Raw genomic sequence first — 15023 nt, forward strand, 5'->3', positions numbered from 1 at the left:
CGGGCCTCATCGGTTCGTTGTCTGGCGCAGCAGCATGGTGCCGCCGCGCTGAGTAAATTCAAGTTTGTTCAGGGCGCTCATGCCGAGCAGCACCTGATCGCCATGCAGGCCGGGCGCCACCAGTGCGCGGACATCCCGCAGCACGATGTCGCCCAGTTGCAGGCGGTCGATCCGGGTGCGATAGCCCTGGCTCAGGCCATTGGCCGTGCTCAGGGTCACACCGAAACCTTCTTCCAGCCGAAGGTTTTTCGCCACTTCGGCCGGGATTGCCACGTCGGTCGCGCCAGTGTCGAGCATGAACTCCACCGGCCGACCGTTGATCAGGCCGCTGGCGACAAAATGTCCCTGGGCGTTGCCGATCAGTTTCACTTCGATAAAGCCGTTACCCTGCTGCGAAGCCACTTCCACATTGGGATTGCGCTGGCGCTCTTCCCACTGGCCGAAGAACCGCGTGGCCAGAAACAGCGCCGCGCACCAGGCCAGAATCATCAACACCCGACCGGCGCGCCTGCCCGGCGGTTGCTGGCTCATGGCTTGGCGCTCCAGCCACCCTCGGGCGCGGCGAATCGCCAGATGATCGGGCGGACCTCGCCATCGGCCCGGGGACCAAAATTGTTGTCGACGCCGATCCAGGCACCTTGAGCATCGACCACAAGCGCCTCTTCCAGCCCGAAGTTCTGCGAATAACGACGATTGGCCTGCAACAACTCGGCCGCATACGACCAGCAAAGCTCGACCTTGGCCGTCAGCGCATCGCGACGACAGATCTGGTACGCGTTGCGCTCAAGGGTAAACAGTTTGCCGTTGAACAGGGACACGTCGGAAAAATCCCGATTGACCGGGCGGGCTTTCGGGAACTGCGGCGGTTGCATTTCCATCCCGCCCTCGCTGAGCAGCACGCAGCGCCCGTCACAATCCCACACCGTCTGCTGACGCTTGATCATCAGCAAGCCACGGCTTTGCCGCTCCGCAGCCAGCCACATCTGATCGCCCGCCGGATTGATCGCCAGGCCTTCGAATATCGCGTTGAACTGCAGCAACATCCCGCTGGCCCGCGCCTCGCGGACCATCATCGGCGAGATTTTCAGCCACGACGACGGCCCCTGAGGCGGCACTTGCAGCACCGCTGCGTGGGCTTCGCTGACAATGTAGCGGTTGCCGGCGCTGTCGCAGGTGATGCCTTCGAAATCCAGATCGCCGCCCCGAATGAACGAAGCCGCCCAGGTGCGCGAGCTGATGCCCCACGGCAAGCCGCTGTCCGGCACTTTCGGCGGATCGATGCGCACGGCCGTGGCCTGCCAGACCCGGTCGCGGATATCGAGACGGTAGATCTGGTCATCGTCGCGATCCGAAACGGTCCACAGATCATTGCCACACAAGGCCAGCCCCGACAGGTTGCCGCCGCGCATGCCTTCGACCGGGTGCTCGGCGAGCACGCGCAGCTCTTGCGCAGGCTCTGCCGACACCGTCATCGAACCCAGCAGCAACGCACCCGCCAAGGCCCAGCCAAACCGCATCAGGCCAGAACCTCGGCGAGGTTGCCCTTGGATTCGAGCCAGGTCTTGCGGTCGCCGGCGCGTTTCTTCGCCAGCAGCATGTCCATTATTTCCGAGGTCTGGGCGAAGTCGTCCCCGAGGGTCAACTGCACCAGGCGCCGAGTGTTCGGGTCCATGGTGGTTTCACGCAGTTGCGGCGGGTTCATTTCACCCAGACCCTTGAATCGGGTGACCTGCGGCTTGCCGCGTTTCTTCTCGGCCACCAGACGGTCGAGGATCCCGTCGCGCTCGGCCTCGTCGAGGGCGTAGTAGATTTCTTTGCCCAGGTCGATGCGGTACAGCGGCGGCATCGCGACGTAGACGTGACCAGCGTCCACCAGCGGGCGGAAATGCTGGACGAACAAGGCGCAGAGCAAGGTCGCGATGTGCAGACCGTCGGAGTCGGCGTCAGCGAGGATGCAGATCTTGCCGTAGCGCAGCTGGCTCATGTCCTCGGCGCCCGGATCGACACCGATGGCCACGGCGATGTTGTGCACTTCCTGGCTGGCCAGCACTTCGCTGCCGTCGACTTCCCAGGTGTTGAGGATCTTGCCGCGCAACGGCAGGATCGCCTGGAATTCCTTGTCCCGCGCTTGCTTGGCCGAACCGCCGGCGGAATCACCTTCCACCAGGAACAGCTCGGAACGCATCGGGTCCTGCCCCGCGCAATCGGCCAGTTTGCCCGGCAGTGCCGGTCCCTGGGTGATGCGCTTGCGCTCGACTTTCTTGCTGGCCTTCAGACGACGGCCGGCGTTGCTGATCGCCAGTTCTGCCAGCGCCAGACCGGTTTCCGGGTTGGCGTTGAGCCACAGGCTGAACGCATCCTTGACCACGCCGGAGACAAATGCCGCCGCTTCACGTGACGACAGACGTTCCTTGGTCTGGCCGGAGAATTGCGGTTCCTGCATCTTCATCGACAGGACGAAAGCGATGCGTTCCCAGACGTCCTCCGGGGCCAGTTTGACGCCACGCGGCAGCAGGCTGCGGAATTCGCAGAACTCGCGCATCGCATCGAGCAGCCCCTGACGCAGACCGTTGACGTGGGTACCGCCCTGCTCCGTCGGAATCAGGTTGACGTAGCTTTCGGTGACCGAAGTACCGCCTTCAGGCAGCCACAGCAGGGCCCACTCGACCGCTTCCTTGGCGCCCGCCAGGTTGCCGCAGAACGGCGCGTCCGGCAGACGCTCGAATTCGCTGACCGCATCCACCAGATAGGAGCGCAGGCCGTCTTCGTAGTGCCACTCGACCTTTTCGCCGGTGCCTTTGTCTTCGAAGCTGATCAGCAGCCCCGGGCAGAGAACGGCCTTGGCCTTGAGCACGTGCTTGAGGCGGCTGATGGAGAATTTCGGCGAATCGAAGTATTTCGGGTCCGGCGCGAAGTACACGCTGGTCCCGGTATTGCGCTTGCCAACGGTGCCGATGACTTGCAGATCGGTGGCCTTGAAGCCATCGGCGAAGGTCATTTCGTATTCGTTGCCGTCACGTTTGACCCGCACCCGCACCTGGGTCGACAAGGCGTTGACCACGGAAATACCCACCCCGTGCAGACCGCCGGAGAACTGGTAGTTCTTGTTGGAAAACTTGCCGCCCGCATGGAGCTTGGTGAGGATCAGTTCGACGCCCGACACGCCCTCTTCCGGGTGAATGTCGACCGGCATGCCACGGCCGTCGTCGCAGACTTCCAGCGAATGGTCGGCGTGGAGGATGACCTGGATCGATTTGGCGTGGCCGGCCAGGGCTTCGTCGACACTGTTGTCGATGACTTCCTGGGCAAGGTGGTTCGGCCGACTGGTGTCGGTGTACATGCCGGGGCGCTTGCGCACCGGGTCGAGGCCCGAGAGGACTTCGATGGCGTCGGCGTTATAGGAGCTAGCGCTGGGAGTGGCCATAGGGTCTCGTCGTCAGTGATTCAATGAAAATGGGGCAAGACTTCACAGTGCGGTGAAATCGACTGCCTGATAGATATCGGCGCCAATCCCGGCAAAGCTGAGCAATGCCGGCAATTGTGTAACAAATCCCTGGAAACTGTGGTCGCCGCCAGCCTGGATGCGCAAGGCACAGGCCCGGTAATACTGCTGGGCAAGGCGATAATCCAGTGTTTCATCGCCGGTCTGCAACCATACCTGATAACGCTGCGGATCCTGTGGCGCCGGCACTTCCAGCTCGGCCAGGGCCGTCACGTAGTCGTGGGTCAGTTCCCAGGTCTCGTCGGTGTACAGGTTTTTCTGGGTGCCCAGGTATCCGTCGAACATCCGGTGCGGACTGACGGCCGGGTTGACCAGCAGGGCTTTCAGGCCATGGCGCTCGGCCAGGTGAGTCGCATAGTAGCCGCCGAGCGAACTTCCCACCAGCAACGGCCGGCCGAGTTCGGCAATTGCCTGTTCCAGCTGACCGATGGCTTCGCGCGGGTGGTGATGCAGCGCGGGGACACGCAGTTGATCGCTCAAACCCAGCCGCTCCATCACCTCGACCAGCTGACAGGCCTTTTTCGAAGCCGGCGCGCTGTTGAAACCATGGATATAGAGAATCGAACCGGACATTTGAGCTCCCTGGGCGTCGGCTGAAGATAGCGGAGTTTACAGGGAGTCGAGGGGTGTTGGGCCAGCACCCGAGGAAAACAGCGCTGTGCCCGTCAATCAGTAACCGTCGGAGCCGTAATCGACAGTGAACCGGAAATCAGTGACACGCTCCACACCAGTCTCGATCCGCCCGTCCGGCAGCAATCGCAACCAGCGATACCCCGGCGCCTGTTCGCCAACCTTGAAATCTTCGCTGCCCGGCTCGAACTGGATGCAGGTCGACGGCGAGGCGATCAGCCTTACGCCGTTGCGTTCGCGGTCGATTTCCTGATGGACATGCCCCCACAGCACGGCGCGGGCCTGCGGGAAACGGTCGAGCACTTCGAAAAACGCTTCCGGATTGCGCAAGCCGATCGGCTCCATCCAGGCGCAACCGATCGACACCGGATGGTGGTGCAAGCACACCAGATGATGGCGATCCGGCGCTTCGCTCAGGGAGCTGGCGAGCAATTGCAGTTGGTCGTCCTGCAGATACCCCGGCACCGATCCGGGCACCGCCGAATCGAGCAGGGTCACGCGCCAGTTGCCGACATCCACCACGGACTCCAGCAACGCACTCTTGACCGTCGCCTGAGCCATGATCTGGGGTTCATCGTGGTTGCCGGGGATCCAGCGGGCCGGCGCATCGATCTGCGCCGTCATCTGGCGGAATTGCTGATAGGACTCCAGCGTGCCGTCCTGGGACAAGTCGCCACTGGCAACGATCAGGTCGATCCGCGATTGCTGTTCGAGCACCAACTCGATGACTTTCTGCAGACTCTCGCGGGTATTCATGCCCAGCAGCGTTCTGTCCGCCTCGGCGAACAGATGACTGTCAGAGAGCTGCACCAGCAACGCCGTGTCGGCGGTGGTCAAAGTCGATACGCTCGGCAAGGCGTTCTCCCCCGGGATCGCGGGACTGGATAGGTGCGGCAATTATGCGGGGGGACAGCGTAAAGAGAAACCGGCGAAACGGACGCAGTTCACAACTTGCGGTGGTTATCGGACCGCCGCGTATTCGTGTCCGCACGCCAGGCAGTGACTCAGCCATTCGCCCAGGAACAGATTGAGCTGGGCCTTTTCGTCCGGCTGATGCATCGCCGCATTCGGGTAAGGATAGACGCCGCGAAAACGTCGCGCATGCTCGGCGCTGATCACCTCGGCCATGCGCGCGTCGTGATAGACCTGCACTTCCAGTTGCGGCACCGGCAGCCACGGCAGGCTGTGTTCCTGGCGCACTTGCAGGGTCGTGGTGTACGGACAGGTCTGCAGCACCTCGAGCGTCAGAACGCCGAGCATCTGGTCGCCCTGGGTCACGGCAATGCGCCGGGCCTGCGGGTCGTTGCGCATGTCCGGCAACAGTCGCATGAGGCGCGCGTAGTTGGCCTCGCAGGCGGCTTGCAGTCCCACGAGGTCGACGCGGTAGCGATCGCGCAACTTGTTTACGACCATAGCCCCCTCACTTCGGCGCGGTTGAGCGCCAGCCACTGCAAGGCGATGATGCTCGCCGCATTGGCAATCTGTCCGTCGCGTACAGCCTGCAAGGCATCTTCGAAAGCCCAGACCGTGACGCGGATATCTTCGGCTTCTTCCTCCAGACCATGCAGGCCGCCTGCGCCTTCCGTGCTGCAACGCCCCAGGTACAGATGCACGAATTCGTTGCTGCCGCCCGGCGATGGAAAGTATTTGGTCATTGGCCACAGGGCCTTGATGTCCAGCCCAGCTTCCTCCTGCGCTTCGCGGTGAGCAACTTCTTCCGGCTGTTCATCCTTGTCGATCAGACCGGCGACCAGTTCCACCAGCCACGGGTTGTCGGCCTTGCCCATGGCGCCGACACGAAACTGCTCGATCAGCACCACTTCATCGCGCTGCGGATCGTAGGGCAGCATGCACACGGCATCATGGCGCACGAACACTTCACGATTGATTTCGCGGCTCATGCCACCGGCGAACAGTTCATGGCGCAAATGCACGCGATCGAGCTTGTAGAAGCCCTCGTAGCATTGCACCCGCTGCACGATATCGACGGCGGTTGGAATGGCATTGGCAAAATCGGTCATGGGCATCCTCGTCTACTGCAGATTCCAATACGAGGTTCGTCTTGCTAATGGCGACCTCGACTTCGCGCCATCCTAACGCGCCCGTGACATTTGATGCAGCCCCTTTACTGTCAGCGGGATGGACGGTGAAGGCGAAACCCACTCTAATTAGCTTAGTGGCGAACTGACCGCTTCGTTGAGAGTCGAAGCGGTAACTTTTTGCCTTCCCCTGCTTCAGAAAGGACGCCCATGTCGCTTTTCAAAATTGCCTCCGTGGCCGCCATCGCCCTGACCCTGGGCGCGTGCGCCAGCCTGTTCCAGCCCAACTACCGCACGCCGCTGGAAACCACCCGCGACGCCTCGGAAACGCTGAAACCCGGTTGCTCCAACCCGGACTGCCCGCTGGTGAACATCGATACGTTGCGCTTTCCGGCAGAACCGGCGCTGGACGGCATCATCGAAAAACGCCTGCTGCAAATGACCCGCACCGCACCGAACGCCCCGGTGGCGCCGACGCTGGCAGCGTATCGCGAGCAATTCCTGGCCAACGCCGGCCCGCGCAACAGCAGCTATTTGCAGGCGAAAGTACGCGAGCAGCATGACGGTCTGGTGATCATCGAAACGTCGAGCTACCTGGACACCGGCGGTGCCCACGGTACGCCGGGACGTGGTTTCATCAACTATTCGCGTCAGCAGCACAAGGTGCTGACCCTGGCGGACATGTTGCTGCCGGGTCAGGAAGAAGCGTTCTGGAAAGCCGCGCAAGTGGCCCACAACAGCTGGCTGATCAGCACCAAGCTCGATCAGGAACCGGAGTTCGTGAAGAGCTGGCCGTTCGTCAAAACCCCTAACGTGGCGCTGACCTACGGCGGCGTGATCCTCAAGTACGACGTGACCACCATCGCGCCTTATGCGCTGGGCCACGTCGAACTGAAAATCCCTTACCCGCGCCTGAATGGCATTCTCAAGCCCGAGCTGTTTCCCGGCCGTAACTGAAAGCCCGGCCGAGCACGAGTTGCAGCAGCCCTGCCAGCACCAGCGCCGGCAGGGTAGCGCCGACATCCGGATACAGGTTGGCCAGCAAGTGATAGGTGCTGATGCCACCCAGCCAGGCCAATAGTGCCGGCCAGCGCAACGCGGCCGATGCCACCTGGGCACTGCGCTTACGCAGGATGAAGTGATCCACCAGCACCACGCCGAACAGCGGTGCGAACACCGAACCGATCAGCAACAGGAAATTCTGGTATTGCGCCAATGGCGCGAGCAAGGCGATCAGGGTGCAGATCACACCGATGGCCAACGCCAGATGCTCGACTTTCAGACGCAACAGAATCCCGCTGGAAACCGCCGCCGAGTGAATGTCGGCGAAAGCGTTTTCCGACTCATCCAGCAGAATCAGCAACAGCGGAATGCCCAGACCTGCGCCAGCCAGCGCCAGCAGCAGCGCGTTGACCTCACCGCTCGGCGCAAAGGCCAGGGTGTAGGCCACGCCCAGGCTCATCAGCCAGAAATTGCCGATGAAGAAACCGATCGCCGTGCCGCCGAATACATTCTTCGCCCGCTGACCGAAGCGCGAGTAGTCGGCGATCAGCGGCAGCCACGACAGCGGCATCGCGATGGCGATATCGAAGCCCACGGCGAGCGGCATCGAGCCATCCCCGGCCTGTGCCCACAAGGCGGCGAGATCGGCCTTGGCAAACAGGTTCCAGGTCAGCCAGATGCACGCGCCCAGAATCAGCCAGATGCCCCACTTGCGCAGGATCTTGCGCACGAACGTCAACGGCCCGCTGACCGCCAGCAACGTCGCCAGCGCACCGAAGCACAGGGTCCACAACATCGGACTGGCCCACAGCGAACCTTCGCTGAATGCACGAGTGCCGAGCAGGCTGGCCGCATCGCGCATGACGATGATTTCGAAAGAACCCCAACCGATCAGTTGCAGCAGGTTGAGCAGCGCCGGCAGGCTCGCGCCTTTGCTGCCGAGGCTGAGTTTCAGCGCGGCCATCGACGACAGGCCGGTGTCGCTGCCGATCACGCCAACGGCGGCCAGCAACAAGACGCCGACCAGGGTGCCGAGGAAAATCGCCAGCAGCGCTCCCGACAGGCCCAGCCCCGGCGCCAGCAGTGCACCGGTCTGCAAGACCATCAGGCCGATGCCGAGGGAGAACCACAGGGAAAACAGATCGCGACCGCCGAATACACGCTGGCTGGCGGGCACGGCGAGGTCGGGGGAATAAGTACCGGGTTGAATGCTCAAGGGTGTTATCTCAGAGGGACATTTGTTGTTGTGTCGACCGTATTCGCGAGCAAGCTCGCCCCCACTTTGGAATGCATTCAAATGTGGGAGCGAGCTTGCTCGCGAAGGGGCCATTACAGGCCCCACCCTTTCAGGTCAGATCAAACCTTCTTGTACAGCTGACTGCCTTCCTTCTTGAACCGCTCGGCCTGTTCCGCCAGGCCCTGGGCGACATCCACGTCGACCGCGTCGATCCGCTGGTTGGCCGCGTATTCGCGGACTTCCTGAGTGATCTTCATCGAGCAGAATTTCGGCCCGCACATCGAACAGAAATGTGCGACCTTCGCCGAATCCTTCGGCAGGGTTTCATCGTGATACGAGCGGGCGGTGTCCGGATCCAGACCGAGGTTGAACTGGTCTTCCCAACGGAATTCGAAACGCGCCTTGCTCAAGGCGTTGTCGCGGATCTGTGCGCCCGGATGCCCCTTGGCCAGGTCCGCTGCGTGAGCGGCGATCTTGTAGGTGATGATCCCGGTCTTCACGTCATCCTTGTTCGGCAAGCCCAGGTGTTCCTTCGGCGTCACGTAGCAGAGCATCGCGCAACCGAACCAGCCGATCATCGCCGCACCGATGCCGGAAGTGATGTGGTCGTAACCCGGTGCGATGTCGGTGGTCAGCGGACCGAGGGTGTAGAACGGCGCCTCGTCGCAGCACTCCAGCTGCTTGTCCATGTTCTCTTTGATCAACTGCATCGGCACGTGGCCCGGGCCTTCGATCATGCATTGCACGTCGTGCTTCCAGGCGATTTTGGTCAGCTCGCCGAGGGTTTCCAGTTCGCCGAACTGCGCTTCGTCGTTGGCGTCGGCAATCGAGCCCGGACGCAGGCCGTCGCCCAGCGAGAAGCTGACGTCGTAGGCCTTCATGATTTCGCAGATTTCCTCGAAGTGGGTGTAGAGGAAGTTCTCTTTGTGGTGCGCCAGGCACCACTTGGCCATGATCGAGCCGCCACGGGAAACGATGCCGGTCACCCGTTTGGCGGTCAGCGGCACGTAGCGCAGCAGCACGCCGGCGTGGATGGTGAAGTAGTCGACGCCCTGCTCCGCCTGCTCGATCAGCGTGTCGCGAAACAGCTCCCAGGTCAGGTCTTCGGCCACGCCATTGACCTTTTCCAGCGCCTGATAGATCGGTACGGTGCCGATCGGAACCGGCGAGTTGCGGATGATCCACTCGCGGGTTTCGTGGATGTGCTTGCCGGTGGACAAGTCCATCACGGTGTCCGAGCCCCAGCGAATGCCCCAGGTCAGTTTCGCCACTTCTTCTTCGATGGACGAACCCAGCGCGCTGTTGCCGATGTTGCCGTTGATCTTCACCAGGAAGTTACGGCCGATGATCATCGGTTCCAGTTCGACGTGGTTGATGTTGGCCGGAATGATCGCGCGGCCACGGGCGATTTCTTCGCGCACGAATTCAGGAGTGATTTCTTTCGGGATGCTCGCGCCGAAGCTGTGGCCGGCGTGCTGCTGATTCAGCAGACCGGCAGCGCGGGCCTCTTGCAGTTTCATGTTTTCGCGGATGGCGACGTATTCCATCTCGGCGGTGATGATGCCTTTGCGCGCGTAGTGCATCTGGCTGACGTTGGCCCCGGCCTTGGCGCGGCGCGGGTTGTTGACGTGGGCGAAACGCAGCTTGGTCAGTTCCGGATCGGCCAGGCGCTCCTGACCGAAATTCGAGCTAAGGCCCGGCAGGCGCTCGGTGTCGCCACGGTCGTCGATCCATGCCGAACGCACGTCACCCAGACCTTTGCGCACATCGATCACCACGTTCGGGTCGGTGTACGGGCCCGAGGTGTCGTAGACGGTGACCGGCGCGTTGATTTCGCCGCCGAAGTCGGTGGGGGTCACATCGAGGGTGATTTCGCGCATCGGCACGCGGATGTCCGGGCGGGAGCCCTGAACGTAGACTTTTTGCGAACGGGTGAACGGTTGAACCGACTGTTCATCGACCTTGGCCGAGTCACTCAGGTTGATCGCGTTTTTAGATTTTGTAGTCATCACGGGCTCTCCAGACAGCATCCAGGCAGTGGATTGTCGGAGCAGAACCTGAAAGGCACGGACGCACCAGGACTGGTGCTGTGCCTCGTCGTCGAGCGTTCGATTGTCGAACAATTTCCCGGACGAAGCACAAGAGGACTCGCCGGGTGACGAGAAATCTTGTTCCCTACGCAGGCGCTAACCTGATCAGGTTCAACGGGATCCGAAATTATTCGATCTCAGCCTCATAGCAAGGCACCCCGACAAGAACCCGGCCAGTCTAGACACAACCGGCAAAGAACGCCAACACCGCTGCAAACACCATGATGAATGGCGCAATTGGCAGATTGTTGCCTGCCGCCTGCGCAACTACACTCGCTACGCCATGCTGCGCCTTGACGCTGCATGGGCCGCGCCTTACCTTTGGCGCCCGGATTATTTCCATAATATTCATGCTAGGGATCGCCTCATGCTGCGCAAACTCTCACTGGCTGTCGCCGTGTCTTGTGCGTCCACCGCAACGGTATGGGCAGCAGAAGCGCCTTTGTCGACCAGAACGGATCTGGTCAGCGTCTATCAAGAAGCCGTCGACAACAACGCCGACCTGGCCGCCGCCCGCGCCCAGTACGGTGCGCAGAAAGAAGTCGTGCCCCAGGCCCGCGCCGGGCTGCTGCCTAACCTGTCCGGTGGCGCCCAGGTGGCCAATGTGCGCACCGACATCGATCAGCCGTCGGCGGTCGCCAACCGCAGTGCCCAGTCGTATCAGGCGACCCTGGCGCAACCGCTGTTCCGCGCCGACCGCTGGTTCCAGTACCAGGCCGCCAAGGACGTCAACGAGCAGGCCGCGCTGCAACTTTCGGCCACCGAGCAGAACCTGATCCTGCAAACCGCCGAAAGCTACTTCAACGTGCTGCGCAGCCAGGACAACCTGGCCTCGACCAAGGCCGAAGAAGCCGCGTTCAAGCGCCAGCTCGACCAGTCCAACGAGCGCTTCGACGTGGGCCTGTCGGACAAGACCGACGTGCTGCAATCGCAAGCCAGTTACGACACCGCGCGCGCCAACCGGATCGTCGCCCAGCGTCAGGTCGATGATGCGTTCCAAGCGCTGGTCACCCTGACCAACCGTCAGTACAACTCGATCCAGGGCATCGTCCACACCTTGCCGATCCTGCCGCCGGCGCCGAACGACGCCAAGGCCTGGGTCGATACCGCCGCGAAACAGAACCTCAATCTGCTGGCCAGCAACTTCGCGGTCAGCTCTGCCGAACAGACTTTGAAACAGCGCAAGGCCGGCCACCTGCCGACCCTCGACGCCGTGGCGAAGTACGAGAAAGGCGACAACGATTCGTTCGGTTTCAGCAACCCGAATGCCTTCGGCACGCCGTATGGCGGCAACGTCGAACAGCGCACCCTGGCGTTGCAGGTGAACATCCCGCTCTACAGCGGCGGCCTGACCAGCTCCCAGGTGCGTCAGTCTTATGCGCAACTGGACCAGACCGAACAGCAACGTGAAGGCCTGCGCCGGCAGATCGTCGAAAACACCCGCAACCTGCACCGCGCGGTGAACACCGACGTCGAACAGGTACAGGCGCGCCGCCAGTCGATCATTTCCAACCAGAGCGCAGTGGAAGCCACGGAAATCGGTTATCAGGTGGGGACGCGCAACATCGTCGACGTGCTCGACGCCCAGCGTCAGCTCTACACTTCGGTGCGCAATTACAACAACACCCGCTACGACTACATCCTCGACAACCTGCGCCTGAAGCAGGCGGCGGGGACGTTGAACCCGGGCGACCTGCAGGATCTGACCCGCTACCTGAAAGCCGACTACAACCCGGACAAGGACTTCCTGCCCCCGGATCTGGCCAAGGCCGCCGAAGCCCAGCTCAAGGCTCGGCCTTAAACAAAAAACGCAGCCCTGAGGCTGCGTTTTTTATGGGCGGTCGATCAACCTTCCCAGTCCATCGAGCAAGCGCTGCAACGCGCCCTGATTGCGGCGCATCACGCTCAGCCCGTTTTCTGCCATGCGCTGTGCGTCGCGCGGCAGTTCAAACAGACGCTGCACTTCTGTCGCCAGACCTTCAGCGTCATCCACCTCGGCCAATGCCCCGGCGCTGCGCAGTTGCGCGGCGATGTCGAGGAAGTTGAACAGGTGCGGGCCGCTGATCACCGGTTTCGCCAAGGCTGCCGGTTCGAGCAGATTGTGCCCGCCGTTGGGCACCAGGCTGCCGCCGACGAACGCGCTGTCAGCCAGGGCATAGAGAAACAGCAGCTCGCCCATGGTGTCGCCAAGCAGCACCGAAGTCTGCGCATCGACGCTCGCGCCAGTGGAGCGACGCACCGTGGCAAAGCCTTCACGCTGGCACAACTCGAACACCGAGTTGAAACGCTCCGGGTGACGCGGCACCAGAATCAGCAACGCATCGGGATGGTTGGTCAGCAAGCGACGGTGAGCATTCAGCACCACTTCGTCTTCGCCTTCATGGGTGCTGGCGGCGATCCACACCGGGCGCTCCTGAGCCTGCCACTGGCTGCGCAGCTCAGCGGCGCGTTGCAGCAGTTGCGGGTCGATGGTCAGGTCGAACTTGATCGAGCCAGTGACTTCGACTGTCTCCGGGCGCGCACCGAGATCTCGGAAGCGCTGGGCTTCGGCCTCGGTCTGCACGGCGAACAGGCTCATCTCGGCGAGCATCGGCGCGGTCAGTTTGCTGAACCGGCCATAGCCCTTGGCGGAACGCTCGGACAGTCGTCCATTGGCCAACGCCACCGCAATCCCGCGTTTGGCACACTGATGAATGTGGTTGGGCCACAGTTCGGTTTCCATGATCACTGCCAGTTTCGGCTGCACGCGATCCAGAAAACGCGCGGCTGCACAGGGCAAGTCATACGGCAAATAGCAGTGCTGGATGCGTGGCTCGTTGGCGAACAGCGCATGGATACGTTCCGAACCGGTTGGCGTCATGCAGGTCACGGTGATCGGAAGCGTCGGATAGCGTTGCAGCAGTGCGCGGATCATCGGCGCGGCGGCGATGCTTTCGCCCACCGACACGGCGTGAACCCAGATACCACCGGGTTGCAGGGTCGGCATCCCGTAGGAGAAACGTTCGCCAATCCGTTGGGCATACGCCGGCGCCTTGCGTGAGCGCAGCCACAGCCGAATCGCCACCAATGGCAGCCCCAGGTAAAACAGCGCGGTGTAAAGAGTTCTATTCATGGCGGCGGAGTTTATCGGCTTTTGCCGCCGATCGCCCGCAGGTGTATGGCAAATCGCTCCGCCAGCCAACGAGCTGCCGGCCCCAATGGTTCGTCGCGGCGCCAGACCAGTTCCACCACCAGTGCCGGCGGCGTCCATTCGCTGTCCAGCTCCACCATCAGGCCCTGATACGCCGAGTACTGCACCACATGGCGCGGCAGCCAGGCCCAGCCAAGGTCGCGCACCAGCCATTCGGCCATCACGTAGAAACTGTCGGCGCGCCACACCTGTGGGCTGGCCGGCTCGCTGCCGGGGTAGACGCTGGTCTGGGTCGACATCAGCAGCTGCCGATGCTGGGCCAGTTGCTGGCAATTGACCCGGGACTGCGCGGCCAGCGGATGATTGACGCCGCAGACCGTGACCATCTCCACGCTGCCCAGCACCCGGCGCTCCAGCGCTTCGGGAATTTCGTCGTGATAGAACAGCAGCCCGAGATCGGCCCGGCGCTCCACCAGTTTGCGTGAAACCTCGCCCTGGGCGGCGCTGGTCAGTTGCACCTCCAGACTCGGGAACTGCTCGGCCAGCGCACCGAAACTTTCCACCAGCGCCTGATAGGGCATTGCCTCGTCCTGCGCCACCCGCAATTGCGCCTCCTGCCCGCGCATCATGGCCACGGCCCGGCCGTTCAGGCGTTCGCACTGACGCAGCACTTCGCGCGCCTCCTCCAGCAATGCCTCTCCCGCCTCGGTCAGACTCGGCTGACGACCGCTGCTACGCTCGAACAGGCTGACTCCGAGATCGTCCTCAAGCATCGCAATCGCGCTGCTGATCGCCGACTGTGCCTTGCGCTGCTGACGCGCCACAGCGGAAAACGAACGCTGCTCGGCCACCGCAACGAACACCCGCAACTGCTCCAGATTCCACTGCATGCTCATTGACCAACCCATCTTTCAAACAGATAGGTAATGACTTTACCCCATCTGGGGAGTCACTAGAATGCCGCCTCAGAAAGCAACGCTTCACATGAGGAATTGAACATGAACGCTTACGTCTACCTGGCCATCGCCATCTGTGCCGAAGTGATCGCGACCGTTTCGATGAAAGCCGTCAAAGGCTTCAGCACGCCACTGCCACTGGTGCTGGTCATCGTCGGCTACGCCATCGCGTTCTGGATGCTGACCCTGGTGGTACGCAGCGTACCGGTGGGCGTGGCCTACGCGGTGTGGGCCGGCATGGGCATCGTGATGGTCAGCGTCGCGGCGCTGTTCATCTATGGGCAGAAGCTGGATCTCCCGGCGATGCTCGGGATGGCGCTGATCGTGCTCGGCGTGGTGGTGATTCAGCTGTTCTCGAAAACCGCCGGCCATTGAAACACTGACGAGCATCAAGCCATAAGCTGCAAGCTCGACCGATTTACAGCTTCGGGTTGCAG

Annotated in this window: 14 protein-coding genes and 1 riboswitch; of the genes, 3 read left to right on the top strand and 11 right to left on the bottom strand. The window is 62.2% G+C overall.

Annotation, left to right across the window (positions count from 1 at the left end):
- Positions 1-6 precede the first annotated feature (6 nt).
- The 7 genes from CAF79_RS26430 to CAF79_RS26460 all read right to left on the bottom strand — a co-directional run bounded on the left by CAF79_RS26430 (position 7) and on the right by CAF79_RS26460 (position 6153).
- On the bottom strand, positions 7-531 hold the full coding sequence (locus CAF79_RS26430) for a TIGR02281 family clan AA aspartic protease (RefSeq protein ID WP_085701033.1): 525 nt from the start codon (positions 529-531) through the stop codon (positions 7-9).
- Positions 528-1517: an esterase-like activity of phytase family protein gene (locus CAF79_RS26435; protein WP_085685234.1), complete on the bottom strand. Its 990-nt coding sequence runs from the start codon at positions 1515-1517 to the stop codon at positions 528-530. The genes CAF79_RS26430 and CAF79_RS26435 overlap by 4 nt, the downstream gene beginning before the upstream one ends.
- Positions 1517-3424: a DNA topoisomerase IV subunit B gene (gene parE, locus CAF79_RS26440; RefSeq protein WP_085701034.1), complete on the bottom strand. Its 1908-nt coding sequence runs from the start codon at positions 3422-3424 to the stop codon at positions 1517-1519. Before parE ends, CAF79_RS26435 begins: the two co-directional genes overlap by 1 nt.
- Before the next feature lie 42 nt (positions 3425-3466).
- Positions 3467-4075 carry a YqiA/YcfP family alpha/beta fold hydrolase gene (locus CAF79_RS26445; RefSeq protein WP_085701035.1) on the bottom strand — a complete coding sequence of 203 codons (609 nt, stop codon included), beginning with the start codon at positions 4073-4075 and terminating at the stop codon, positions 3467-3469.
- A 96-nt stretch (positions 4076-4171) separates the two neighbouring features.
- Positions 4172-4987 (bottom strand): 3',5'-cyclic-AMP phosphodiesterase, encoded by an 816-nt coding sequence (cpdA, locus tag CAF79_RS26450; protein ID WP_085701036.1) that lies wholly within the window; start codon positions 4985-4987, stop codon positions 4172-4174.
- A 105-nt stretch (positions 4988-5092) separates the two neighbouring features.
- The gene (locus tag CAF79_RS26455) at positions 5093-5545 is read right to left on the bottom strand and encodes a DUF1249 domain-containing protein (RefSeq protein ID WP_085701037.1); all 453 of its coding nucleotides are present in this window, start codon (positions 5543-5545) and stop codon (positions 5093-5095) included.
- Positions 5536-6153 carry an NUDIX domain-containing protein gene (locus CAF79_RS26460; RefSeq protein ID WP_085701038.1) on the bottom strand — a complete coding sequence of 206 codons (618 nt, stop codon included), beginning with the start codon at positions 6151-6153 and terminating at the stop codon, positions 5536-5538. Before CAF79_RS26460 ends, CAF79_RS26455 begins: the two co-directional genes overlap by 10 nt.
- 228 nt (positions 6154-6381) lie before the next feature.
- Here CAF79_RS26460 and CAF79_RS26465 point away from each other — a divergent pair, with 228 nt between their 5' ends.
- Complete coding sequence (locus CAF79_RS26465; RefSeq protein ID WP_085701039.1) at positions 6382-7128, top strand: RsiV family protein; 747 nt, start codon at positions 6382-6384, stop codon at positions 7126-7128.
- Here the strand turns inward: CAF79_RS26465 and cytX are convergent.
- A complete protein-coding gene (cytX, locus tag CAF79_RS26470) occupies positions 7097-8389 on the bottom strand; it encodes a putative hydroxymethylpyrimidine transporter CytX (RefSeq protein ID WP_085701040.1) in 1293 nt (430 codons plus the stop codon). The two genes, CAF79_RS26465 and cytX, sit on opposite strands and share 32 nt — an antisense overlap.
- 140 nt (positions 8390-8529) lie before the next feature.
- Positions 8530-10419, bottom strand: a complete 1890-nt coding sequence (gene thiC, locus CAF79_RS26475; protein ID WP_085701041.1) for a phosphomethylpyrimidine synthase ThiC — start codon at positions 10417-10419, stop codon at positions 8530-8532.
- Positions 10420-10565: 146 nt separating this feature from the next.
- A riboswitch (TPP riboswitch) is annotated at positions 10566-10671 on the bottom strand.
- A 196-nt stretch (positions 10672-10867) separates the two neighbouring features.
- Between thiC and CAF79_RS26480 the strand changes: the two genes are divergently transcribed.
- On the top strand, positions 10868-12301 hold the full coding sequence (locus tag CAF79_RS26480; protein WP_085701042.1) for a TolC family outer membrane protein: 1434 nt from the start codon (positions 10868-10870) through the stop codon (positions 12299-12301).
- A 30-nt stretch (positions 12302-12331) separates the two neighbouring features.
- Here the strand turns inward: CAF79_RS26480 and waaA are convergent, their stop codons facing one another.
- Both waaA and CAF79_RS26490 read right to left on the bottom strand, forming a co-directional pair.
- Positions 12332-13612 carry a lipid IV(A) 3-deoxy-D-manno-octulosonic acid transferase gene (gene waaA, locus CAF79_RS26485; protein WP_085701043.1) on the bottom strand — a complete coding sequence of 427 codons (1281 nt, stop codon included), beginning with the start codon at positions 13610-13612 and terminating at the stop codon, positions 12332-12334.
- Between the two features lie 11 nt (positions 13613-13623).
- Complete coding sequence (locus tag CAF79_RS26490) at positions 13624-14526, bottom strand: LysR family transcriptional regulator (RefSeq protein ID WP_085701044.1); 903 nt, start codon at positions 14524-14526, stop codon at positions 13624-13626.
- Positions 14527-14628: 102 nt separating this feature from the next.
- Here CAF79_RS26490 and CAF79_RS26495 point away from each other — a divergent pair, with 102 nt between their 5' ends.
- Entirely contained in the window at positions 14629-14961 is a 333-nt protein-coding gene (locus CAF79_RS26495) for a multidrug efflux SMR transporter (RefSeq protein WP_085701045.1), read from the top strand.
- Positions 14962-15023: the final 62 nt, after the last annotated feature.

It is taken from the genome of Pseudomonas sp. B26(2017) (assembly GCF_002113045.1).
GTDB lineage: Bacteria > Pseudomonadota > Gammaproteobacteria > Pseudomonadales > Pseudomonadaceae > Aquipseudomonas.

Excerpts from the sequence above, each read along its gene's own strand:
- CAF79_RS26445 (WP_085701035.1), bottom strand. The coding sequence starts at position 4,075 with ATGTCCGGTTCGATTCTCTATATCCATGGTTTCAACAGCGCGCCGGCT.
- CAF79_RS26480 (WP_085701042.1), top strand. The coding sequence starts at position 10,868 with ATGCTGCGCAAACTCTCACTGGCTGTCGCCGTGTCTTGTGCGTCCACC.
- CAF79_RS26430 (WP_085701033.1), bottom strand. The coding sequence starts at position 531 with ATGAGCCAGCAACCGCCGGGCAGGCGCGCCGGTCGGGTGTTGATGATT.
- CAF79_RS26455 (WP_085701037.1), bottom strand. The coding sequence starts at position 5,545 with ATGGTCGTAAACAAGTTGCGCGATCGCTACCGCGTCGACCTCGTGGGA.
- thiC (WP_085701041.1), bottom strand. The coding sequence starts at position 10,419 with ATGACTACAAAATCTAAAAACGCGATCAACCTGAGTGACTCGGCCAAG.
- CAF79_RS26465 (WP_085701039.1), top strand. The coding sequence starts at position 6,382 with ATGTCGCTTTTCAAAATTGCCTCCGTGGCCGCCATCGCCCTGACCCTG.
- CAF79_RS26435 (WP_085685234.1), bottom strand. The coding sequence starts at position 1,517 with ATGCGGTTTGGCTGGGCCTTGGCGGGTGCGTTGCTGCTGGGTTCGATG.
- CAF79_RS26460 (WP_085701038.1), bottom strand. The coding sequence starts at position 6,153 with ATGACCGATTTTGCCAATGCCATTCCAACCGCCGTCGATATCGTGCAG.
- CAF79_RS26490 (WP_085701044.1), bottom strand. The coding sequence starts at position 14,526 with ATGAGCATGCAGTGGAATCTGGAGCAGTTGCGGGTGTTCGTTGCGGTG.
- CAF79_RS26495 (WP_085701045.1), top strand. The coding sequence starts at position 14,629 with ATGAACGCTTACGTCTACCTGGCCATCGCCATCTGTGCCGAAGTGATC.
- parE (WP_085701034.1), bottom strand. The coding sequence starts at position 3,424 with ATGGCCACTCCCAGCGCTAGCTCCTATAACGCCGACGCCATCGAAGTC.
- waaA (WP_085701043.1), bottom strand. The coding sequence starts at position 13,612 with ATGAATAGAACTCTTTACACCGCGCTGTTTTACCTGGGGCTGCCATTG.